Annotated in this window: 21 protein-coding genes and 1 tRNA gene; 13 read left to right on the top strand and 9 right to left on the bottom strand. The window is 51.3% G+C overall.

Annotated features, from left to right (window positions below):
* The first annotated feature begins 9 nt into the window (after nucleotides 1-9).
* On the top strand, nucleotides 10-1,482 hold the full coding sequence (locus tag AACZ19_RS10605) for an L-serine ammonia-lyase (RefSeq protein ID WP_339633701.1): 1,473 nt from the start codon (nucleotides 10-12) through the stop codon (nucleotides 1,480-1,482).
* A 4-nt stretch (nucleotides 1,483-1,486) separates the two neighbouring features.
* Here AACZ19_RS10605 and speE read toward each other — a convergent pair whose 3' ends face one another.
* Both speE and speD read right to left on the bottom strand, forming a co-directional pair.
* Nucleotides 1,487-2,338: a polyamine aminopropyltransferase gene (speE, locus tag AACZ19_RS10600; protein WP_339633744.1), complete on the bottom strand. Its 852-nt coding sequence runs from the start codon at nucleotides 2,336-2,338 to the stop codon at nucleotides 1,487-1,489.
* Nucleotides 2,338-2,877, bottom strand: a complete 540-nt coding sequence (gene speD, locus AACZ19_RS10595) for an adenosylmethionine decarboxylase (protein WP_339633699.1) — start codon at nucleotides 2,875-2,877, stop codon at nucleotides 2,338-2,340. The genes speE and speD overlap by 1 nt, the downstream gene beginning before the upstream one ends.
* 50 nt (nucleotides 2,878-2,927) lie before the next feature.
* On the opposite strand from speD, the gene AACZ19_RS10590 reads away from it, so the two are divergent.
* Together AACZ19_RS10590 and AACZ19_RS10585 are read left to right on the top strand one after the other, a co-directional pair.
* Nucleotides 2,928-3,563, top strand: a complete 636-nt coding sequence (locus AACZ19_RS10590) for a glutathione S-transferase family protein (RefSeq protein WP_339633697.1) — start codon at nucleotides 2,928-2,930, stop codon at nucleotides 3,561-3,563.
* Nucleotides 3,564-3,603: 40 nt separating this feature from the next.
* The gene (locus tag AACZ19_RS10585) at nucleotides 3,604-3,915 is read left to right on the top strand and encodes a hypothetical protein (RefSeq protein WP_339633695.1); all 312 of its coding nucleotides are present in this window, start codon (nucleotides 3,604-3,606) and stop codon (nucleotides 3,913-3,915) included.
* A 21-nt stretch (nucleotides 3,916-3,936) separates the two neighbouring features.
* Here the strand turns inward: AACZ19_RS10585 and boxB are convergent, their stop codons facing one another.
* The 3 genes from boxB to AACZ19_RS10570 all read right to left on the bottom strand — a co-directional run bounded on the left by boxB (nucleotide 3,937) and on the right by AACZ19_RS10570 (nucleotide 7,981).
* Entirely contained in the window at nucleotides 3,937-5,361 is a 1,425-nt protein-coding gene (boxB, locus tag AACZ19_RS10580) for a benzoyl-CoA 2,3-epoxidase subunit BoxB (RefSeq protein ID WP_339633693.1), read from the bottom strand.
* A gap of 1 nt (nucleotide 5,362) precedes the next feature.
* On the bottom strand, nucleotides 5,363-7,006 hold the full coding sequence (gene boxC / locus AACZ19_RS10575) for a 2,3-epoxybenzoyl-CoA dihydrolase (RefSeq protein ID WP_339633691.1): 1,644 nt from the start codon (nucleotides 7,004-7,006) through the stop codon (nucleotides 5,363-5,365).
* 72 nt (nucleotides 7,007-7,078) lie between these two features.
* On the bottom strand, nucleotides 7,079-7,981 hold the full coding sequence (locus AACZ19_RS10570; protein WP_339633689.1) for a helix-turn-helix transcriptional regulator: 903 nt from the start codon (nucleotides 7,979-7,981) through the stop codon (nucleotides 7,079-7,081).
* A 99-nt stretch (nucleotides 7,982-8,080) separates the two neighbouring features.
* Here AACZ19_RS10570 and AACZ19_RS10565 point away from each other — a divergent pair, with 99 nt between their 5' ends.
* The 5 genes from AACZ19_RS10565 (at nucleotide 8,081) to AACZ19_RS10545 (ending at nucleotide 12,182) form a co-directional block, all read left to right on the top strand.
* Complete coding sequence (locus tag AACZ19_RS10565) at nucleotides 8,081-8,542, top strand: flavodoxin domain-containing protein (protein ID WP_339633686.1); 462 nt, start codon at nucleotides 8,081-8,083, stop codon at nucleotides 8,540-8,542.
* 103 nt (nucleotides 8,543-8,645) lie between these two features.
* Complete coding sequence (locus tag AACZ19_RS10560) at nucleotides 8,646-10,199, top strand: benzoate-CoA ligase family protein (RefSeq protein WP_339633683.1); 1,554 nt, start codon at nucleotides 8,646-8,648, stop codon at nucleotides 10,197-10,199.
* Between the two features lie 86 nt (nucleotides 10,200-10,285).
* Nucleotides 10,286-10,774, top strand: coding sequence for a VOC family protein (locus AACZ19_RS10555; protein ID WP_339633681.1), 489 nt, complete (start codon nucleotides 10,286-10,288; stop codon nucleotides 10,772-10,774).
* A gap of 91 nt (nucleotides 10,775-10,865) precedes the next feature.
* The gene (locus AACZ19_RS10550; protein ID WP_339633678.1) at nucleotides 10,866-11,396 is read left to right on the top strand and encodes a hypothetical protein; all 531 of its coding nucleotides are present in this window, start codon (nucleotides 10,866-10,868) and stop codon (nucleotides 11,394-11,396) included.
* Between the two features lie 471 nt (nucleotides 11,397-11,867).
* Complete coding sequence (locus AACZ19_RS10545; RefSeq protein WP_339633677.1) at nucleotides 11,868-12,182, top strand: putative quinol monooxygenase; 315 nt, start codon at nucleotides 11,868-11,870, stop codon at nucleotides 12,180-12,182.
* A 110-nt stretch (nucleotides 12,183-12,292) separates the two neighbouring features.
* Here AACZ19_RS10545 and AACZ19_RS10540 read toward each other — a convergent pair.
* The 4 genes from AACZ19_RS10540 to flgK form a co-directional block, all read right to left on the bottom strand.
* A tRNA-Met gene (locus tag AACZ19_RS10540) sits at nucleotides 12,293-12,369 on the bottom strand.
* A gap of 100 nt (nucleotides 12,370-12,469) precedes the next feature.
* Nucleotides 12,470-13,618 carry a tRNA 2-thiouridine(34) synthase MnmA gene (gene mnmA, locus AACZ19_RS10535; protein ID WP_339633676.1) on the bottom strand — a complete coding sequence of 383 codons (1,149 nt, stop codon included), beginning with the start codon at nucleotides 13,616-13,618 and terminating at the stop codon, nucleotides 12,470-12,472.
* A 60-nt stretch (nucleotides 13,619-13,678) separates the two neighbouring features.
* The gene (locus tag AACZ19_RS10530) at nucleotides 13,679-14,638 is read right to left on the bottom strand and encodes a flagellin (protein WP_339633675.1); all 960 of its coding nucleotides are present in this window, start codon (nucleotides 14,636-14,638) and stop codon (nucleotides 13,679-13,681) included.
* A 9-nt stretch (nucleotides 14,639-14,647) separates the two neighbouring features.
* Nucleotides 14,648-16,744, bottom strand: a complete 2,097-nt coding sequence (flgK, locus tag AACZ19_RS10525; protein WP_339633674.1) for a flagellar hook-associated protein FlgK — start codon at nucleotides 16,742-16,744, stop codon at nucleotides 14,648-14,650.
* 542 nt (nucleotides 16,745-17,286) lie between these two features.
* On the opposite strand from flgK, the gene AACZ19_RS10520 reads away from it, so the two are divergent.
* From AACZ19_RS10520 to fliF, 5 genes are all read left to right on the top strand, one after another.
* Nucleotides 17,287-18,831, top strand: a complete 1,545-nt coding sequence (locus AACZ19_RS10520) for a flagellar hook-length control protein FliK (RefSeq protein WP_339633673.1) — start codon at nucleotides 17,287-17,289, stop codon at nucleotides 18,829-18,831.
* Nucleotides 18,832-18,868: 37 nt separating this feature from the next.
* Nucleotides 18,869-19,561: a flagellar hook capping FlgD N-terminal domain-containing protein gene (locus AACZ19_RS10515; protein ID WP_339633672.1), complete on the top strand. Its 693-nt coding sequence runs from the start codon at nucleotides 18,869-18,871 to the stop codon at nucleotides 19,559-19,561.
* 62 nt (nucleotides 19,562-19,623) lie between these two features.
* Nucleotides 19,624-20,946 (top strand): flagellar hook protein FlgE, encoded by a 1,323-nt coding sequence (gene flgE / locus AACZ19_RS10510; protein WP_339633670.1) that lies wholly within the window; start codon nucleotides 19,624-19,626, stop codon nucleotides 20,944-20,946.
* Nucleotides 20,947-21,096: 150 nt separating this feature from the next.
* Nucleotides 21,097-21,396: a DUF1153 domain-containing protein gene (locus tag AACZ19_RS10505; protein ID WP_339633668.1), complete on the top strand. Its 300-nt coding sequence runs from the start codon at nucleotides 21,097-21,099 to the stop codon at nucleotides 21,394-21,396.
* A gap of 246 nt (nucleotides 21,397-21,642) precedes the next feature.
* Entirely contained in the window at nucleotides 21,643-23,325 is a 1,683-nt protein-coding gene (gene fliF, locus AACZ19_RS10500) for a flagellar basal-body MS-ring/collar protein FliF (protein WP_339633667.1), read from the top strand.
* The last annotated feature ends 7 nt before the right edge of the window (nucleotides 23,326-23,332 follow it).

The following is a 23,332-nucleotide window of genomic DNA, read 5'->3' as shown; positions in this document are numbered from 1 at the left end:
GTGCCCGATATGACAACAACTCCCAAAACCGGCCTTGGCAATGTCACACCCGTTGTGCCATCAAGGCCTGCAAGTTCGACAAGCACAACTTCGCAGATGGATGTCAATATAAGTGTCACCGATCTTTACACGATCGGCATTGGCCCTTCGAGTTCCCATACTGTGGGCCCGATGCGCGCAGCGAAACGTTTCGTTGACCGATTGAATAGTGAAGATCTGCTTCTGAAAACTGATCGCGTCCTTGTCGAGTTATATGGCTCTCTTGCGCTTACGGGTCATGGTCATGCAACGGATATGGCTATCCTTCTCGGATTAAGCGGCAAGCGCCCTTCCGCTGTCGATCCCGAAGAAGTCCAGCCCCTGATCGCTAAAATCCGGACGAGCGGGTCGATTTCACTTGACGGGGCCCATGCTATTCCTTTTTTCGAAGATCAAAGCCTCCTCTTCCTGAAAGACGAGCTCCTGCCCGAACATTCAAACGGGATGCGCTTTTATGCGTTCAGTAAAGACGGAGAAGAATTGCTCAGCCGGGATTATTTTTCCGTCGGCGGCGGCTATGTGGTTTCACATAATGAGGGCGACCGCGCGGAAACCCGGGGCCACAATATCAGCCTGCCCTACCCTTTTACATCTGCGGATGAATTGCTTGCACTGGGAAAAGAAAGCGGCCTCAGTATCGCCGAGATGATGCTCGCCAATGAAAGCAGCTGGCGATCAGAAGAAGAAACTTTTGCCTTTCTGGATGATGTGAATGACGCCATGATCAACTGTATAAAGCGCGGATGTGAAGGTGTAGGAGTGCTGCCCGGCGGCCTGAATGTAAAACGTCGCGCTAACAAGCTTTATAAAGACCTGATGGAAAACCCGGAGCGGGCATCGCGCGATCCGCTGACTGTTCTCGATTGGGTTAATCTGTATGCCTTGGCCGTGAATGAAGAAAATGCCGCCGGCGGCCGTGTGGTCACAGCGCCTACGAATGGGGCGGCAGGCGTGATCCCTGCGGTCCTCAAATATTACCAACGGTTCTGCCCAGGTGTCACCAAAGAGGGCAGCCGTAACTTCCTGCTGACGGCCGCCGCCATTGGCGCCATATACAAAAAACGTGCTTCGATCTCGGCGGCGGAAATGGGCTGTCAGGGAGAAGTGGGTGTTGCCTGCTCCATGGCGGCAGGGGCGCTCACCGCCGTCCTCGGCGGCACAAATGAGCAAGTTGAGAACGCGGCGGAGATCGGCATGGAACATAACCTTGGCCTGACCTGCGATCCCATAGGTGGCCTAGTTCAGATACCCTGCATCGAGCGCAACACCATGGGTGCCATGAAGGCAATCAATGCTTGCCGACTGGCACTTTCCGGAGACGGCGTACACGTGGTGTCCCTTGATGAGGTGATAGAGACCATGCGGCAAACCGGCGTCGACATGCTCAGTAAATATAAGGAAACCTCTCAAGGGGGGCTCGCCGTGAACGTGGTGGAGTGCTAGCGGCCTAGAGTTCCCGCGTCAGCATCTTCTGAATATGCAGGGGCAGGGCGAAAGCGGCCTGGTGTATTTCCGGCGTATAATACTCTGTTTCTAATTCCGCTTCGATATATCGTTGCGCCAGTTTGGCAAGGCCGGTTTTTCGGTGATCCGCCTCATCCGTCGCCCACCCATAGGCCATAACGCCCCCGACATAACTCGGAATGGCGGCAAGGTAAAACGTCACGTCCTTAAACAAGCCGCCAAGCCGATCATAACTTTCTCTAAGCTCACTCTCCTGAACAAACGGAACGCCGTTCTGGGTGATGATTATTCCACCCTCGCTCAGGCATGTCTTGCAGTCACGATAGAACTCTTCTGTATAGAGAACTTCGCCCGGGCCATGCGGATCCGTACTGTCAATAATTATGACATCCCAGCGTGCGTCTGTTTCTTCGACGAATTTACAGCCGTCCGCAATCACAAGTTCGAGCCGAGGATCATCAAAAGCGCCGCCAGAGACAGATGGCATATATTTCTTGCTGAGCTCAATGACGGTGCGATCAATATCGACTAGCGTTACCGCTATATTCCTGTGCTTCATCAATTGCCGCGCTGCGCCACCATCGCCGCCGCCAATGATGAGGACGCGCCGCACCTTGCCATGAGCAAGAAGTGGAACATGCACGAACATCTCATGATAAATGAATTCGTCTTTTTCCGTCGTTTGGACCGCGCCATCAAGGGACATGACCCGCCCGAACTGGCTATTCTCGAATATCACCAAATCCTGAAGGTCGGTCTTCTCACGATAGATGACCTTCTCGACATTCAGCGCGAGATTAACACCAGAATGCAACCCCTCATCGAAGAGCTCCATCAACTGACAATTCCCCGCTTGATTTCATTGACCTGAAGCGTAACCGGCTTGAACGCCTCCTTCAAAACCGGAATGGCTTTATAGGGGTCGGCCTTTCCGCACATGAAAATATCCAGCGCCATAAATCCACGCTCGGGCCAGCTGTGAAAACTGATATGACTTTCCGCCAATACTGCCACGCCGGAAAGGCCATCCGGCTCAAATGCATGGACATGGAAATGCAACAAAGTCGCCCCGGCTGCATCGATTGAGCGGCGTAGAGCGCTCTCAATGAGGTCAGGGTCATTGAACCCCTCTCCCTGCCAGAGATCAACTATCAGGTGGGTTCCCGCGAATGTCAGGCCGTCCTTATGCACGAAATAATCAACCCGCATCTCGTCTGCGTCGTCAATTTCGTCATTTTTCCTGATATTTTTCAGCATTTTTATCCGTGAAAAAACCGTTCCATTATCCCAAAAACAGGGTGCCGCGTTATCGCCGAGATGGTCGGCAAGTGCAAGGGAAAAAATGGTATTGCCGCTTGTGTATTCATCATACATCTGGTCAAGATGAACCTAAGAGACAATTACAGTACAGAGCGGCATCCAGAATGACAATTGAACTCTTCAATTTCAAGTTCAGCGCCTATGGACGAATTGTAAAAATCGTACTGGCGGAAAAGAAGATCAAACATGTCATCCGTGACATAAATCCCTTTGATATGGATGCTGCCGACGACTACCTCCAAATTCATCCCTTTAAACGGGTCCCGGCTATTCGTCATGGTGATCTGTTTCTTTATGAAACAAGCGCCATCACGCAATATCTTGATGAAGCTTTTGGCGGCCCCTCGTTACAGCCCACGAGTATACAAGAGCGTGCTAGAATGCGGCAGGTCATGGCGATCGTCGATAACTATGGCTATCGACCATTAGTCAGGAAAGTCTTCTCTGAAAGCGTCTTTAATCCGGTTTTTGACCAACCCGTTGATAAAGAGCTTTTGAAGGAAGGGATTGAAGAGAGCGCATTTGTCCTGCGAGCATTAGAAAAGATCATTAGTGACAATGGATATATAGCGTCTTCCACATTCTCCCTCGCAGATGCTCATCTCATACCGATGGTCGACTATTTCACAATGGCGCAGGAAGGGATTGAAATGTTGGGGGATTATTCCAAGCTATCCGCTTGGTACGAACATATAAAAGGCCGCCCTAGCGTGGAGACTACACGCTCTTTATTAAAGTAAATGCGGTCGCTACGAAGGTGGTGACTAAGAGGATGATGTTATGCGTGTAATCAAGCCAACAGATTTTCAGGGAGAAAAAGCCTGGGATGCCCTCGATATTGAGCAGATTCAAAACGCGACTGTCCGCCTTCACTGGACCGATCAACCCTATATCTGGCATGTGAATGACGGCCCGGAAGTTTTTGTCCTTCTGGATGGTAAAGTTGAGATGCATATCGGGGATGCCGGACTAGAGAGTGTTTTACAACTTTCTCCCGGCGAGATTTTTCATGCCGAAACGGGCGACCGGCACAATGCCGTCCCGTTGGTTCCTTCCCGCATCCTTGTGATTGAAAGCGAAGGTAGCATTTAAACCTGGGACCCGGAATTGCCGCTATTTCAGCACAACATATTCATAGTCGACCGGCATATTATTGATGCCCCGATCCGGCGCGGCGATCCAGCCGGCAATTTTACCAGGCTCTGTCACCTGCCGCATCAAGCTAAGAACATAATTACGATCATCGTCAGAGGGCAAAAACTCGTCTTGGCGGCGATGGAATTCCGCCTCCGATATAAAATCACCCTTCGGTGTTGTTGTTACCCCCGCCCACGATCCGATATTGCGGCGAAATCGACTTGACGGCAGTTCAATCGCATAATCAAATCCGGCCTTCTTGATAAGGCGGTTCCAGCGGGTTACGCCGACCATGCAATCCTTGATATAGGCGTCACGCACCTGACAGTTGATGGCGCTGCGCACGGCGACTTCCTCAATACAAATCCCGCCTTTTTCATCCGGCATTTCAATTTCCAGACTGGTATCGCGGGCAATATGGTCTTCATACTGCCGCTCGTCCGGGCGTCCCTTAATACCATTCGCGAAAGTGATTGCTGCATTAGATGAAATTTCGGCCCCAAACAGATCCATACAGGAGGAAAACCAGTAATTCACGTAGCGCTGAAGCAATGGTAAGTCGATAACACCGGCCTTTCTCAGTATAATAGGGTCGTCCGTTTTGAGTTCCGTCATTTTTTCAAGCGTACGCCGGATGATACGTGTGATCCCGGTTTCCCCCACATACATATGATGCGCTTCCTCCGTCAGCATAAACTGGCAAGTGCGCGCCAAGGGATCAAAAGATGATTCCGCCAGACATTTAAGTTGATACTTGCCGTCACGGTCCGTGAAATAGGTAAACATGAAAAAAGAGAGCCATTCGCTGACCGGCTCGTTAAATGTCTCGAGAATGCGCGGATTGTCTTCTTTCCCCGAATGGCGCAGCAACAGATCTTCCGCTTCCTCCCGTCCATCGCGGCCAAAATAGGCATGCAGAAGATAAACCATCGCCCATAGATGCCGCCCTTCTTCGACGTTCACCTGAAACAGGTTGCGCAAATCAAAAAGCGACGGGCATGTCTGGCCAAGCAGCCGCTGCTGCTCGACTGAGGCAGGCTCCGTATCGCCCTGCGTCACAATCAAGCGGCGGAGAGTGGAGCGATACTCTCCCGGCACCTGCTGCCAGACCGGCTTGCCATAATCATCGCCAAAGCCGATGGTCCGATCCTTTTCCTCCGGATTGAGAAAAATGCCCCAACGATAGTCCGGCATTTTCACCTTACCGAAGCTCGCCCAGCCTTTCGCATCAACCGACGTTGCCGTGCGCAGGTAAACTTCTTTCGACTGAAATCCTTCCGGCCCTAGTTCCTGCCACCAGTCAAGGAAGCGGGGCTGCCAATGTTCGAGTGCCCTTTGGAGGCGGCGGTCGTTACCGAGATCCACATTATTGGGGATTCGCTCCTGATAGTTTATCGCCACCCTACACTCTCCTCTTGTCAAACTCGGCCTTGGTCCCGCTACCGAATAGTTTAAGGGCGCCCTTTTCGCCAACAGCATTGGGGCGATTGAAAATCCAGTTCTGCCAAGCGGACAGCCGCCCGAAAATTTTTGTGGAAGGGGTTTCAGAGCCGCCGAAGCGCAAATTTGCCTCAAGGCCGGACAAGGCATCCGGCGAGAGGCTATTACGTTCCTCAATCAATAGCCGTATTTCTTCTTCCCAGTCGATATCGTCAGGAATAAAGGTGACAAGGCCTTTTTCTTCAGCCTCGATGGCATCCAGCCTGATCTCCATTTGTTGCCTGAGAGCATCAAGTACGTCATCGTCTTCATAAAACCGGTGAGCCAGTCGGCTCTTTCCGTTAACAGCCTCATAGGCGCCGAAATTCTGTGTGCTCAGTGTAATATGTGGCGGCATCCCCTCTTCTTCTGCGATATCCAGCATGTAGATGCGATCGGCAGCAAGCGCGAGTTCATAAAGAGTGCCGGCGAAACAGGATCCTTCTTCCATGAGGGCAAATAAACTGCGGGAGGAAACATCGAGACGCGCCAAAGTGCGCCGTAACATGCCGATCACTTCACAGACAAACCAGTTATCCTGATGCTCAAAAAGCGCCGCATCAGCCTTCAGCACATTATCAATCGAACCGGTTGTCTTGAGAAGAAGCGTCCCGATATCTTCATTATTCGTTCGCAGCATCAGGATTGCATCGTCAAGTTCACGTGCCATGGAAAGCGGCCACCAGTTAGCCCCCGCTTCATAAATGTCCGGAAGTGAAATTTCTATATCATCACCGGGGCCCGCAATGGTCAGGGTCGCGTACCCTTCCTCTGTATTAATCACGGCATCGACATACCGATAATGGTAACCGACGTCATCAATCTTCCTGCTGAGAGGCGGCAAGGTAATGCCGTTTGCCTTTTCCGGTCGTTTACTCTTTGCGGCAAGTTCTTGCGCCCGCGCCATAACTTTTTCGTTAAAGGAATTTCGCGGGACAACCTCATCCACCAGTCCCCATTCCTTGGCTCGCCGACCACGCACACCATCCGGATTCGTGCAGAAAACATCTGCCAGGTCATGGCGGACTTTGCGTTTGTCTGTCAGGCGGGTGAGGCCGCCCGTTCCCGGCAATACGCCGAGAAGTGGAACTTCAGGGAGACTAACGGCGCTGGAGCGATCATCAATCAGAAATATTTCGTCACAGGCAAGCGCAAGTTCATAACCGCCACCTGCGGTCGTTCCGTTGCATGCCGCAATGAACTTAATACCGGAATGTCGGCTGCTGTCCTCCATCCCATTTCGCGTTTCATTGGTGAATTTGCAGAAATTCACTTTCCAGCCATGAGAAGAAGTTCCCAACATGTAGATGTTTGCGCCCGCGCAAAACATTTTTTCCATGCCGCTGGTGACAATAACAGTACGGACTGCGGGATATTCAAATCGTATCCGCTGCAACGCATCGTTAAGTTCGATATCGACGCCAAGATCATAGGAATTGAGCTTGAGCTGATAGCCAGGGACAATCCCGGCATCCTCATCTACCGCCAGCGCAAGAGTTGCAATAGCCCCATCAACAGACAATGTCCAGTGACAATAGTTATCAGGATGCCTGTCGAAAATGATCATGGGCCTTACTCAGAATTATGAATTATACTACCTTTCTAAAATGCACTTTAATTCATGTCAAGCAACTTACAATCACTCCGGCGCAATCAACCCCTTTGCCACATTTTTAAGGTTATGCAAACTTTCTGCAATCGACTTGCCCGATGTACTGCATTTCGCATCAGCGCGGCGGTAAAGGGGTATCCTTGCGGCAAGAATTTGCTTCAAATCCTTCATCGCCTCACGGCTTCCTCTCATTGGACGCATATCACCTTGAGCAACTACCCGAGACATATGTTCCTCGGGCTCGGCCTGCACCCAAACGACATGCGTCCGATTTAGCAACATGGAAAAAGTCTGCTCGTCCGCAACGATACTCCCACCTGTCGCAATGACAATGTCATCATGATTTGCAATGATATCCGTAAGACATTGGCGTTCCAGCCGACGAAAGGAGGGTTGCCCCGCGAGGGAGAAAATCTCGTCCAATCCTGCGCCAAATTCTCTTTCGATACATTTGTTTAGTTCCACGAACTCACACCCTAGATTTTCCGCAAGAAGCGGCCCCAGCGTTGACTTTCCGGCCCCACGCAGTCCAATCAAAGAGATCCGGCGGGCCTTAGCCACATGCTCGGAACGCGCAAGCTGTTTCCTGATCTCTGATATCGCTATCGCCAATTGGTCCGCAGGCAGATGCCGCGCCAGCTGATATAGCTCCTGCATTTCCGGACTGAGCTGATCCCCGACAGCCAGAATGTCAATGAGATTCATATCCATGGCGTCGGCAATCTGCCTCAGTATCGATATGGAGACATTTCCCTGTCCGGTCTCCAGTTTAGCAAGGTATCGCTCCGAAACGTCAGAATCCCGAGCAAGAATCCGCCGTGTCATGCCATGCTGTGCCCGTACTGCCCGCACATGCGTACCAAGATCAACCAGAAACTCATCCGTGCGGCTGCCTTCCCGCCGTGACGGTTCGCTCGCTTTTTTACTCATCTCTATGATCACCAACATTTATTTATAATGCACTGGACAAAGTGCATTATATTTCCTATTCCGGTTTTTGCGTAGGCATTTTTTTGGAGAACCGCAATTTTGGTCGATCATGTAAAAATTCTTGTCAGCACAATGACCGGAACAGCCGAACTCGTAGCCGAGGAAATTGCTGACGCCTTATCCGCAAAAGGTAAGACGGCGGAAATACTTCTGATGGATGACCTCAGCTCCGACATCCTGACCCATGATGCCGCATATGTTATCTGCACATCAACTTATGGACAGGGGGACGTACCGGACAATGGCCAAGCCTTTATTGACAATCTGACAACGGTTGAACCGAACCTTTCCGGCATCCGGTTCGGTGTCTTTGCCCTTGGGGACATTACCTACAACCAAACCTTCTGCAATGCGGGAACTTTGTTCGACACCGCATTTCAGAAACTTGGCGCAACACGCGTCGGCGACATCATGCGCCATGACGCCTCTTCCGGAGAATTGCCCGAAGACCAAGCCGCTGAGTGGGCGGACGGATGGCTTGAGCAACTGACGAATACTTAAAAGTTTATGATAATGCCATACTTGCCAGATGCGCTTAATGAAAGTTAAACTAATAAGCTGTATAAGACTGGCTGCGTAAATGATCGTCAAGGAGAGAAATGCAATGTCCATCGAAGCCGATGAGGCCGAATTTTACAATGCCGCGGTAGATCTTATTGATCATAATCTGGCTGCCGGACGGGGACAAAAAACAGCGATTATCGACAAGTCGGGCTCCCATAGTTATCAGGAGCTAAGCGATAACGTTAACCGCTTCGCCAATGCCCTCCGGGAACTGGGTATTCTGCCGGAACAGCGTATTGTTCTTTGCATGAATGACAGCATTGATTTCCCCGTTTGCTTCCTTGGAGCAATTAAAGCGGGCGTTATTCCCGTCCCGATCAACACGCGACTTACCGCGAATGACTACTCATTTGTACTGGAGGACAGCCGTGCCACAGCGGTTGTCGTTTCCGACATTCTGCTGCCATTATTTGAAGGTCACCTCGCATCACACCCCGAGCTTAATACAGTCATCGTTTCTGGTGAAGCCAGCGGAGACCATCATGCGCTCTCTTCACTTCTGGCATCCCAGAGCAAGGAGGCCATCGCCGCTAGGACAAGGGCCGATGATATGTGTTTTTGGGCTTATACTTCAGGCACAACGGGAATGCCAAAAGGAACTGTCCATATTCATAAAAGCCTGAAAATGACAGCAGAGCTATATGCCATAGGCACTCTGGGTATGAATGAAAATGACGTCGTGTATCCTGCGCCAAAGTTATTCTTTTCCTATGGGCTAGGGGCCGGTTTGATTTTTCCTCTCGCTGTTGGCGCCACATCGATCTTGTTGGAAGGTACTCCGACTGCTGAAGCCGTCGCCGACATTCTGATAAACAAATCACCGACGATTTTCTTTGGTGTCCCAACTCTTTACGGCATGCTGCTGGCAAGTAATCTGCTGCCCGAGGGAGAAAGTCATAACTTACGTTTTTGTATTTCCGCGGGCGAGGCCTTGCCTGCAGAAATCCTGGCACGGTGGCAAAAACTCACTGGTCTTAATCTTCTCGACGGCATCGGCAGCACGGAGATGCTTCATATTTTTCTTTCCAACCGGCCTGACGACATCCGTCCTGGGTCAACCGGAAAACCGGTGAAGGGATATGACATCCGCCTGACGGGAGATGACGGTCTTCCCGTTGCACAAGGTGAGATGGGAGCGCTAGAAATTTCAGGTCCGACCAGCGGGATTATGTATTGGAACCGGCGCGAAAAAAGCATTGAGACATTTCACGGCCCCTGGACGCGCGCTGGGGATAAATACCGTCAGGATGAAGACGGTTATTACATTTATTGCGGACGGACGGACGACATGCTGAAAGTTGGCGGTATCTATGTATCGCCATTCGAGGTAGAAGCTGCCCTGATTGAGCATGAAGCAGTTCTGGAAGTTGCCGTCGTTGGCCAGGCAGATGCAGACGGCCTTATCAAACCGAAAGCCATTATCGTTCCGAAAAATTTTGATATGGACCTCGATAGCCTGGCTGACGAATTGAAAGTTTTTGTGAAAGAGCGTCTCGCCAGCTTCAAGTATCCGAGATGGATCGAATTTGTTGATGAGCTTCCAAAAACAGCCACCGGAAAAATACAGCGGTTCAAGTTGCGCAAAACCGGCTAGACTTGAATAACGGAATGGAAGGTTGAATTTGTCAAATTGAGGGCCAGTTATTTACTCAAGGGCGCATTAACTTGTTTTAGAGGGTCATGATGATAAAAGGACTTCACCACAACGCCTATAGATGCCGAAATTCCGAAGAAACACGAAAATTCTACGAAGATTTTCTGGGCCTCCCCCTCGCCCATGCGCTCTCAATTAGTGAAACGAAAACCGGTCGGAAAACGGAAGTTCTTCATACTTTCTATGAAATGGACGACGGATCTTTCCTCGCTTTCTTTGAAGCACCCGACCGGGAATTCGAGTTCAAGGATCAACACGACTTTGACCTTCACATCGCGCTTGAAGTGGATATGGATAGCCTCCATGCGATGTTTGAAAAAGGAAAGAAGCTGGGCATGGAGACCCGTGGCATTTCCGATCACCATACAATCCATTCCATTTACTTTCGCGATCCAAATGGCTACGTCATAGAGCTTACAGCGAAGATACCCGAGAAAACACCCGATCATGAGACTGCCGCGGCAGAAGCGCATAAAATGCTGCGCGAATGGAATGACGCTCACTTGGTCAGCTGAATTAGGGTGGTCCTCTATTTTTGGGGTGTCCAAAGCAGGGTTTTCCCAATAATCTGTGCCCTTTAGAAAATCTGCTATCGGGAGCGATTTAATGTTGGGACGTACCTTTGCCTGGCTTCTGGCCGTGAGCTGGCCTCTATTGATGATCACTCCTGCCGTCTCAGCAGAGCAGGATCGATATGTCGGATATTATTATCCTGCACCGGCTAAAATCGAGATTTATTGTGCCCGCGTCTCACCATTGCCTGATATGGACAAGCGACGCCGGGTCGGGTTTGTGATTGGCATCAAGGAAGGAATGGCCAATCAACCGTATGAGTCCGCTTATTCTGTCTTCGTGAAAGGAGGCGAATCTCGCAAGCTGATTATCGTTGCCAAAACGGACGGCCATTTGAAGACCATTTACCGGGTGCGTGCCCTGCTTGCAGATCTAACCAACAGCGCCAGGACAACCCCGATATTTGAGGAAACCGGCTCGCCGGAAAATCTGACGTTTCTTGACCTGATTACACTTCTGGGCTTTCAAAACATAACGCTCAGTGACGGGGATCGTTTCACCCACCAGATTGAAATGTGGTCAAAGGACAATAAAAGATGCGGGAACCAGCCACTCACGGACTAATAATGCGGAACGCCGGGAATTCGACAAGCACCACTTGTATATGTCGCCGTGACAGTGCAATTTCGGGACAACTGAACTGTCAGGTTTCCCTTGCAGTTCTCAAAGCCGACCCAACCGTTTAGCTTCTCCGAACCTTCCGAGGCGGCAGAACCTCTGCTGGAAACGACGTAATGAACTTCGGCCTTTCCCAAAGTTGAAATGTCCAACTTTTCCATCTCTGCTTCTATGACCCCGGCACAACCGGTTTTGCGCCACGTTTCAGCCGATGCGGCCCATGGCAGGCAAATGGCACTAATCGCCAACATCAACGACAGGGTATGTCTGCAACGTAATCTTGATATTCTTCCAAGCATGTCAGCTGCCCTCTGGTCGTAATTACAAATTTTTCACGCGATTAATCGTGGCCTTCGCCCCAAGCTATGCTGTAGAATTTGTGTGATTGCAACAACCATAATAAAAAAGGGGAATACCATGTCTGCTGTTAACGTCGTCGCCATCATAACCGCCAAAGCCGGAAAGCGCGCTGAGGTCCTGACCGCCTTCAAGGCGAATACGCCTGCTGTCCATGCCGAAAAAGGCTGCATTGAATATAACGCCGTTGTCGATATGGATGGCGTTGGCGGCTTTCAGGCTAAGCTTGGCGAAGACAGCTTTGCCGTTATCGAGAAGTGGGAAAGCATGGATGCCCTGATGGACCATGCCAAATCCGAGCATATGAAGGCCTATGGAGCTAAAACGAAAGACTGGCTCGAAAGCCGGGTAATACATGTCCTGACACCGGCCTGATCCTGCTCAGTGCCAAAGAAATCAGAAATCACAATTTTCTAAAATCCAATATGTGCTGCAGCGCATTAAAAAAGCCGGGGGAGGCTTGCCCTCAACCCCGGCTTCTATATTGGTGGCTCCTCCCAGACTCGAACTGGGGACACATGGATTATGATTCCACCGCTCTAACCAACTGAGCTAAGGAGCCAAAAGCGACCGCCGACATCGTTGCATTCCAAAGCCTGCAGGCCCATCGAAGCCCGGTTTTTAGGTTTTTTACAAAGACCTGTCAAGCAAGGAAATGACAATTACCCGCTCAGCTGCTGCCGGGCACTAGCGATTTTAACCGGCGCTTCTGTTCCGGCTATCCAGCCACCGCCGAGCAGTCTGTCTCCGTCATACATCACACAGGCTTGCCCCGCGGAAACGCCAGCTTCAGGAACAGCCAGATGCACTTCCGCCCAGTCGCCTGGCGCACCATAAACAGTTGCTTGCATTGGTTCCTGCGTTGATCTTACTTTCACCGTGACCATGACGCCAGATGTCCCGAGTGGCTCATCTCCTATCCAGTTCATCTCCCGCAAGGTAAGTTTGGAGACGAGCAGGGCATCAGCCGGGCCAACAACGATCCGGTTACGCTCAGGATCGATGCGGGTGACATAGAGCGGGCTTCCTGTCGCGACACCAAGGCCACGACGCTGTCCGATCGTATAGTTGATAATCCCGGTATGCTGTCCGAGAACATTATTCTCCAGGTCCACTATATCACCAGTCACGGCAGATCCGGGGCGCATTCGCTCAATTACCTTCGCGTAGTTGCCGTTAGGGACAAAGCAGATATCCTGACTTTCAGGTTTTGCAGCCACAGCCAGATCATATTTATCAGCAAGCGCGCGCGTCTGCTCCTTCGTTAAATCACCAAGAGGAAAGCGCAAATAGTCAGCCTGTTCCTGCGTCGTAGCAAACAGGAAATAGCTCTGATCCTTGATCGCATTGCGCCCCCGAAATAGCTGCGCCTTGCCGCCAGCATCCTCGCGGCGCAAATAATGACCTGTTGCCAGGGCGGCAGCCCCGAGATCCTGCGCCGTTTCCAGCAGATCCCGAAATTTCACAGTCTGGTTACATCGCACACAGGGAACCGGGGTTTCACCGCGCAAATAGCTATCAGCAAACTCATCCATTACGCTGTCCTGAAAGCGGCTCTCGTAATCGAGAACGTAATGAGGAATGCCAATGGCTTCGGCGACGCGCCGGGCATCATGGATATCCTGCCCGGCGCAGCAGGCACCCTTCTTCTGAACGGCGGCACCATGATCATAAAGCTGCAGCGTAATGCCAACTACGTCATAGCCTTGATCCTTCAACAGCGCAGCCGTGACCGAACTATCGACGCCGCCGGACATGGCAACAACGATGCGAGTATCTTCCGGTGCTGTATCAAAACCAAGTGAATTCATGGCGCGCAATATAGAGTGCGCGGCCCAATATGCAAGTCTGGCAATTGCGGAGAAACCGAGTCAGAGGAAATTCAGCAGACTCAACCGGTTAAGCTGGCTCAATACACTGTAGGAGGTTTCAAGCGCGATTTCACGCTGCGTCAGGTTGGCAATCGCTTCCGCTGCATCGACATCTTCGATGTTACTGATGAACACCTTGGCCTGATCAATCTGCAACCCCAAGGCTTCAGTCGTATCTTCTACTGTCTTCTGGTTAAGGCCATTAGCACCACGGAAGGCCGCCATGTTGTCCATCAAAGTCTCTAGATTGGCGATCTCACCGGAGAGAAAACTCTGGTCCTCCTGACTGAGTGGAACGGCAAAACTGCCCGACGGTCCAGCTGGGACCGGCGCTGTCGTCGGTACCGTTCCGTTTGCCCAAAGTGCTAAACGCTGCAGTGCTGTCATAATCTCCAGTCCAATTTCATCGGCAACAACACCTACTTCCAGAGTCCGGTTTTCATCGATCCTAACAGACGCCTTCAGATCATTATTATCAAAGATATCGGCCGGCGGCTGGGCCGCAGCCATTAAGTCATTGATGGACGTGATATTTACGGGTGGCGCTTCACCGTTGGAACCGCTGAACAAATAGCCTTCCGTATTCCGGCTGTTAAGGAAATTCAGAGTTGTCTCAAATGCCCCTTCAATCGCCCCATACAGCCCTTGCGGTGACGCTGTGTTAATCGTTGACATCACAGCAGAAAGAACGTCTCCTCCTGCGCTTTCCATTCCAGCAAGCGCCTGATCATAATGCGCAAGCCGGCCCATGATTTTACCGTTGTTTGCTTCATATTGCTCCAGACGGGACAACAGCGATTTCGAACCTGCGAGACTGGTGACATCCATGTGGATATCCTTGTAGTACTCCGCCACATGACCGGTCGAAACCTGCCGTTGGGAATCCGCCAGCTTGCTTTGACTATTCATCATTTCCTTGATAAGCGTCTGGCTTTGCTGAAATGTAGAAATGCGTGTCATGGTTCTCTCCTAGACGAGATTAATAAGAACGTCATACATCTCGCGCGCGGTCGTGATAATCCGCGCCGAAGCATTATAGGCGTTCTGGTAAACAATCAGGTTCGCAAGTTCCTCGTCCATATTGACGCCGGATACTTCCTGAAGGCGGTTATGAAACTCGCCACTCAGGGCTGCCCGATCACTCTGCAGGCTTTCTGCGCGGGCGGCGTCCAGTCCGGATTTCGCAAGTACCTGCGCCGCATAGTCTCCTAGAGAAACTGTGGACCCTGTCAACCCGCCTACTGAACCAAAGGTAAATCGCGCCGTCGCCAGGTCTTGAAAGGCGAGCGCGCCACGATTGTCTGCGCTGGTGACAGCCGGTGTTCCGGTAGGGTTGATTTTGGCCGTTGCCAAGAGCTGCGGATTTGCAGCTATGGCAGGATCTACAGAGAACTCAAGGCCAGCATCCGCCGGATATTTAAGCCCAACCCCGAACATTTCCGAGAAGCTCATTCCCGTGGCACTGCGATCTGTAGCATCGGCCAGTACATTCACGCTGTAGTCACCAAAACCCGTGCTATTGTTGAATACCAAGGCGCCATTTGCATCAAGTGATGCGGTTGTATAGCCGCCGAGGTTACTGTTAATCTCGTTGACAACGTCCGCCATCGTACCGCCGATCGCGCCGAAATCAAGGGTCATGGAGACCGGTTCTTCGCCATTGGGTCCCCGGAACTCCAGTGTCGTCGTTCCCGTAAAGCCATGGGTGTCACTCGCCATTAACCCGGTATCATATGTCGTATTAATCATGGTGGTGATCAGGTCATTCATACCAAAGAAATGTGAGAAACCGCGTCCACCGCGATCGGACGGACTTCCCGCTTCCTGGGAGATACCAATGCCAGTTGCGCCACCTTGGGCCGACATTGTTAAGACCCCGTTGGCAAGGCTTAAGGTTCCGGCACCCAGCGCACCATTTACCTCTGCAATCACATCAGCCATTGTGGCCGTCCCTGGATTGTCGAAATCGACAGTGTAGGACGCGACCACATTATTGTTCGCATCGAAACTGTAGAAGCTCGCCTGTCCGCTAAATCCGTGTGCGTCCGTCGCAACCACTCCCGTATTCCGACCCGCCATCGCCGCGGGAGGCGGAACAGTAATATTATCATTATGGACGGCATTAAACCGGGCTGCGACCTCGGCTGAAAGAGAGCCAATCTGAGCCGCGAGGTTTGGAAGCTCCGTATTCCGCATATCAAGCCAGCCGCGAAGCGATCCACTTTGCAATTCCGGATCCAGCGCCAAGCCGGTGTCCGCGACGGTCTTGTTAACGGTGTCATATACATTCAGCGTGATCTGGCTAAAAATTGTTTCACTGGTGACAGAGGCGGCTGGCGAATAGACAAGCTGACGCGGCTGGAAATCAAGAAGCTGCTGACCTGCGTCCGTCACAACTGCAACCGCACCATCCCGCATAGGATATGTTTTAATATCCATAATTTTTGAGATTTCGGTGAGCGCCTGATCACGCTGATCCAGCAGATCACCAGTTGGTTTATTGCTTTGGGATGCGGATTTTATCTCAAGGTTTAAATCGTGAAGCCGCAAAATGGCGGCGTTTACAACTTCGATTTCCTCGGCAACACGGGTGTCCGCCTCTTTGCGCAGATCCTGTATCTGAGAAAGTAATCGGTTCGTCTCTATGCCGAAATTTGTGATTTCATTGAGTGCCGCAGTCCGGGATACCGACATCGTTGGATCAACCGTCAGGGCGGCAAATGCTGAATTCAGATTATCCAGCTTTCCGGTAAGGGAATTATTCGCCGCAGGATCGCCAAGTAATGACTGCAACTGCCCATAAATTTCAGACATAGCCTTATACTGTTCGGATCCCGCAGTCGCGAGACGCAGCTCCTTGGCGATAAATTCGTCAGTTATGCGGCGGACTTCGCTAATCTCTACACCGGTGCCGATGCCATTGACGAATATCGAGCTATACTCCACCGTTTTGCGCGCGTAACCTTCGGTCTGGACATTGGCGATATTTGTCGATGTCACATTCAGGGCAGTCTGGTGAGCCAGCATGCCACTTACACCGGAGTTTAAAATTGCGTTCAGGCTCATGATACTTGCTCCAATGCGGTCGGCATTTTTGCTTCGACTACGGAAAATTCGGCCTCGACACGGTAAAACATGCCTGTTTCAGGGCCCCTTCTGATCAAAGGCGCCGAAGACGAGAGAGATGTAACTATATGTTTTTCAAAATGTTTTTTCATAATGGCATGCTATCCGTTAAACGGGATCGCCACACAAGGCGACTGTCTCCTCGATAAGAAGCAATTTTGATGCCAGTATTTAAATTGACTGAAACCGCAGGCACGCTCCTCGCGCGCGAGTCTTTATCTTCCTTAGAATAAATCAGCATATCCGTCACTTACCGGACTTGAGCCGCTGACCATGTACTCAGGTCGGCAAAATCGTCTCTATCGGTTCAGAAGACACCCACCAAACAGGACGAAATTGCCTTTCCGACTAGCTCCAATGAATCTTATCTAATTGTTTTAACTACTTTTTTTTAATTTTAAAAAACTGGCCCAAAGTTTGCTTCATACAGGGACGAGTAAACCGCGCTTGGCGGTAACAATGAAATGAATGTGAGACACGCCATGGATATTGGGCAAATCATCGGGACGACAAAAGAGCCGCCGCGACGCGAGAGTGAACCGCGTAAAGAAGAGAGTGATGATTTCGCGACCTTCTTGAACGAACCTGCTCCAAAACAGGAAGCACTCGCTAAAAAGGAACCCATCCAGGCTGAACCGGTCGCGGAAAAGCAGGAACCGGCTGCGGGGAAGCAGACTGAGCAGGATGCACCTGCAGAGGAGTCCGCTCACGTCGCATCCCGTGACTCCACGACCGAAGCTGCCACGCCGGTAACTGACCAGAAGGCATCAGCCACTGAAGCAAAGGCAGCATCAGTTGCGAGCGCGACCCCTGCCGTACCGGTCGTACCAACATCAGTTACCACTGCACCACAAGCCATGCCTGAACATGGGTATGCCCAGACTGCACGGCCAACAGCCCAGAGCACCATTGAAACTGCAATCGACATAACAGCTGCCGCAGTCTCCAAGCCAAATGTCAGACCGGATGGCAAGCCAGATACGTCCAAAGCAGAAACAATTCCTGTCATGGCGAACGGCAATCCAGTAAAGCCCGTAAAGGTTCAGGCTGAAGTCGCTGCGCAGGTGGCTGCCCCTGCAGCTGCAGCTGCAGCTGCAGCAACAGAAAAGCCTGTCAAGAATAATGCCGCAACGCCTCCTAGCACAGAAAAAGCTGCTACAATCGGCGTGCCAGAGCCCAAACCGGCTCCAACAGCCTCCGATGTATTGGTTGCCGTTCGAACGCAGTCTGAGGCGAAAATGAGCGAAAAGGATATCCTTTCTGCAAAAATTGCGGAGATGCTGCAGGACGGAAAAGGTAAAATCAGCCTGAACAGCGCATCACAATCACAAAGCTTTCAGTCAACCCTTGCCAGCAGCACGAACCTGGTTACCGCTTCTATGGTCGGCAATGCGACCACTCCAGTCATGAGCGCGCTTCCCGGAACGGCAAATAATGCAGACGGCACCGTCCCACAGATAACACCAACTGTTTCGGCAAATGCCGGCGGCCTTCCGACGGAAGCGACTAATCCGACTATGCCGACAGCGCCCACAGGTTCCGTTCAGGGCGTTGAGGCAACGGCGACAAATACTGCCAGTCAGGCGGCAAATGCAGCCAGAGCCTCTGCACATCTGCCCGTGGCGGAGCAAGTCTCCACACAGATAAGTACAGCGATAAAGGAGGGGCATGACCGGATCAAGATCAGCCTCCATCCTTCCGAACTAGGGCGAGTGGAAGTAAAGCTCGACATTGGTCATGACGGACGTGTCCTCGCAGTTATCTCCGTGGACAAGCAGGAAACCCTCGATATGTTGCAACGCGATGCCCGCACTCTGGAGAAAGCCCTTCAGGACGCCGGCTTCGATACCGGATCCAACGGCCTTAATTTCGGGCTTCGTCAGGACACACAGGGTGAAGGAAGAAACTTCGCTGATCTTGATCTGCCGCTCGGCGAAGGAATCGATGAGAGCGATTTTTCAATGCTGCCACAACAACCGCTATCTAGCGGAATCAATGGCGACGGTAGCCTTGATATACAAGTTTGATTTTAGTGAACTAATTTCCAAAAAGTGAGATTTCAACATGCCGGAAATAACTTCGACGTCCCAAGCCCAGAATAGCGCCGCAAGTAAGGCAGCGACAAATCTGGCGAGTAATTTTGACGACTTTCTGACGTTGCTGACAACGCAGCTGACTAATCAGGATCCGCTTAATCCGACAGATTCAACGGAGTTTACTAATCAGCTTGTAAACTTTACTTCTGTCGAACAGGCAATTGCGACGAACCAGAATCTGGAATCTCTGGTTAAACTAACACAAATGTCGCAAGAAAATGCACTGTCGGCTTCAATGATCAACTATCTCGGAAAGTCTGTCACGACTAACCTGAATGTATCGGCGTTGAGCGATAGCGAGGCTACCTGGAATATCGATCTTGGCAGCAGCGCGGCGAAAGTGAAGTACGATATTTATAATCAGGATGGTTCTATCGTTTACTCTAAAACCGAAGATTCTGCCGCGGCCGGCGCCCAGCAATATAATTGGGACGGAACAACCAATAGCGGCACCACTGCCGAAGACGGCGCATATTATCTTGTTGTAACCGCAGAAACCGAGGGCGGAGGCGACATTAACGTCGACTACAGTTTCAAAGGAATTGCCACCAGTATTGACACTGTAAATGGTGAAACCGTCCTTAAGGTGGGCGATGTCCCGATAGGGCTTGGCTATATTACATCCGTAACGCAACCACAGACAACTGATCCGTCCGCTTGAACGCGGCTAACCCAGAACGCTTTCGCCAAATATTAGGCGGGCGGTAAAATAGGAGAGATGAAATGAGTTTAACAGCAGCAATGTTTTCCGGTGTTTCGGGATTGGCCGCGCAGTCAACGGCGATGGCAACGATCTCGGACAATATTTCGAATACTAATACAATCGGTTACAAGGGTACCAGCGCTTTGTTTTCCACTCTCGTGACTGAGAGTGCGACGGACACGACATACTCCGCAGGCGGCGTTCAAGTTCATCCGCGCTCACAAGTGGATCGGCAAGGACTGGTAACAGGATCAAACACCGACACCCATATGGCAATTGCTGGCGACGGCTTCTTCGTTGTAACGGGCACACCCAACCCGACGGCGACAGGCGGAAACTATGTTTTCACTCGCGCCGGTACATTTGAACCGGATGCAACGGGTTTGCTTCGTAATGCGCAGGGTTATTATCTGCAAGGTTGGGAAATTGATGCAAACGGCAATATCCCGGCCAACCGATCAGACCTTGCCGCACTGACGCCAGCCAATGTGACCGGCCTTACAGGTAACGCAGAAGCAACATCAAACATCAACCTGCAAGCAAATTTGTCCTCCAATCAAACGAGCTTCGGCCCCGGATATGTGGCAGGAGACATGACGGCCGGTACAACTGAACCACATTTCGTCCGGTCCTTCCAGATATATGATAGCCTGGGCTCCGCCCATACCATGACGTACAATTTTCTGAGAACCGGTTCGGGTGTGACGCCAAACGAATGGACTGTCGAAGTAACCGCGGATACCGATAACGATGGCGTGGAAGACATGCTAACATCTGCCATTGTTGCGTTTAATACCGATGGCACACTGGATATGAGTGCCACGACACTGAGCAATACCATCAATATTCCCTGGGCCGCAAGCATGGGTATCGGCAGCCCGCAGGCCGTCAATCTGAACTTTGGTAACGATGGCCTTTCCGATGGTTTTACACAGTCCGGTTCTATCTCTCAACTGGTTTCCTCTGACGTAAACGGAGCCCTTTTTGGTGCCTTTGAATCAGTTTTTATCAATGAGCAAGGCACGGTGATCGCGAAGTTTGATAACGGTACGTCAAAAGAAATCTACAAGATTCCGATTGCGACCTTCGCAAATCCAAATGGATTACAAAATCGCGACGGCAATGCTTTTGACGAAACACCGGAGTCCGGCACATTTACACTTCGCGAGGCAACAATTGGCGGCGCCGGAAAGATCATTTCCTCCGCAACCGAGGCTTCCACAGTGGATATTGCTGAAGAATTTACTCGCATGATCGTCACTCAGCGGTCCTACTCTGCTGCCGGCAAGATCATCACCACAGCAGATGAAATGCTGGAAGAGTTGATCCGTTTGAAACGGTAGCTGATAGACGCCTTTAATCGATATCTTCATGGCGGAAAACTGCCAGTCCCGCCATGAAGATAAAATTAACCAACCTCATTAGCTGTTTGTTAAATCGATAGGCATATGATCTCAGTTCAAGACACAATGTAAGTATGAGGTAGTGTGCAGATGCAGTCGCAAATGGACCGCAAAATAAGTCGGATTATTGGTCTGGATGGTCAGCCAATGACGATTCACGATCTGCCGCCAAAGGACACCAAGAGGTGGGTGATCCGGCGGAAGGCAGAAGTCGTTGCCGCCGTTCGTGGCGGATTGATCAGCCTGGACGATGCGTGTCGGCGCTACACGCTTTCCGTCGAAGAATTTTTATCCTGGCAAAAGGCGATCGACAAGCATGGCCTGCCAGGCCTTCGGACAACCCGGATCCAGGAATACCGTCCGAATGACCAGATTTATAAAAATGACTAGTTAAGCTACTTGTTAGTATCTTTTTCTGAAAAGCCCGGTTGACATACCGGGCTTTTATTTTGCCCTGCAGCTGCTTCTGCCAAGGGCCTTTTTCATATGTCGCAAACGATCACCAATGCAACTAGGCAAATTTTTCCGCTCACCCGGCAAATTTTGCCCGCTGTTAACCAGTTGTTTATCTACTCATCGTATCGTTCACGAAGTCGAATAACTTTTACGTTTATTTTAATTGAGTGAGGCACCTACGTGAACGGAATAAGCCAGCTTCTGCAAAGTTTGGGAACAGTCAGGGTCGTCATACTGGGTGGCGTCGCCGTTGGATTGATTGCATTGATCATGCTAATGGCGACCCGTATCAGCAGCCCGGATTACGCCTTGCTTTATGGTGGGCTTGAAGCGGCGGATTCTGCCGCAATTGTCTCAAAGCTTGAAACGGAAAACATCCCTTTCAAGATTTCCGCAAACGGACGCGACGTTCTAATCCCCGACGATCAGGTCGCGTTGATCCGCCTTAAAATGGCGGAAGTCGGGTTGCCGAACGGGGGATCCGTCGGCTACGAAATATTCGACAATTCTGACACGTTCGGAACCACAAGCTTCGTCCAGAATGTGAATTTCGTCCGTGCGCTGGAAGGCGAGCTTGCCCGCACCATCCGCGCACTGAATAATGTTTCGGCGGCACGGGTACATCTCGTCCTTCCGAAGCGTGAAGTTTTCAGTCGCGACAAGCGAGAGGCCAGCGCGTCAATCGTTCTGAAACTGAACGGCCGCGGACGGCTTACGGATGACCAGATTTCCGCTGTACAGCATATAACGGCCTCCGCTGTCCCTTCATTGTCTCCATCGCATATCTCGATCGTGGATGAGAATGGCAATTTGTTGGCGCGGGGTGATGGCAAGGAAACACCCGGCACAGGTATCAGCCAAACGGACTTCAAGCGTGTCGCCTATGAAAGCCGCCTTAAAGAACAAATCGAACAGCTCCTGGAGAAGTCCCTGGGGTCAGGCAATGTCCGCGCCGAAGTCAGCGCTGTCATGGATTTCGACCAGCGTACAATCCAGTCGGAAACATATGATCCGGACAGCCAGGTTGTACGATCCTCCCAACTTGTTGAAGAAAACAGTACGGCGAACGAAGGCATCGCCGGGGATCAGGCGGTGTCAGTGGCAAACAACCTGCCAGAAGCCGGGGCCGATACGGGTACCGGATCAAGTTCCAAGAATGCTTCTTCGCGATCCGAAGAAACAGTCAACTATGAAATATCTAAAACCATTACGACTGAGGTGCGGGAATCCGGTCCTGTACGCCGCCTGACCGTAGCCGTACTTGTTAATGGCCGCTCGGAAATTGCGGAAGACGGAACCCGGACATATGAGTCTCTCAATGAAGAGGCCCTGACCCAGGTCAGCCGTCTGGTCAAATCTGCAATCGGATATAACGAAGAGCGCGGCGATGTGGTCGAAGTTGTCAATATGCCTTTTGCAGAGGTGATCGTGCCGTTCTCTGATGAAGAAATTGTGACGGACGAGATCTTCATGGGATTGACAAAAGCTGATCTCTTCAAGATGGGTGAAATGGGCGTACTTGTCATCGTCGCCATGCTGGCGCTTTTGCTGGTTGTCCGACCGCTGCTCAATCGTGCACTAACAGTGGGCGGCGCTACCCCTGCACTTGCAGGGCCCGGAGGAGCTGCCGCTGCCGGCGCGCTATCTGGCGGTGGTTCTGTACCGGCTATCGCAAATGGTCAGGGCAACAGCAACAACGCCTCTCATGCTGAAACCCTCAATGAAGTCGATAGCATGATTGACATCGACAAGGTCGACGGCCAGGTCAAAACTTCGGCACTCAACAAGGTCAGCGAAATCGTTGACAAACATCCAGACGAAGCAATTTCTATTCTTCGTAGCTGGCTCTATCACGACGCGTAAGGGAACG

Source organism: uncultured Sneathiella sp. (genome assembly GCF_963973085.1).
In the GTDB taxonomy this organism is placed as follows: Bacteria; Pseudomonadota; Alphaproteobacteria; order Sneathiellales; family Sneathiellaceae; genus Sneathiella.
Note: the sequence above shows the minus strand (reverse complement) of the source record. Positions and strands in the feature narration are given on the sequence as shown.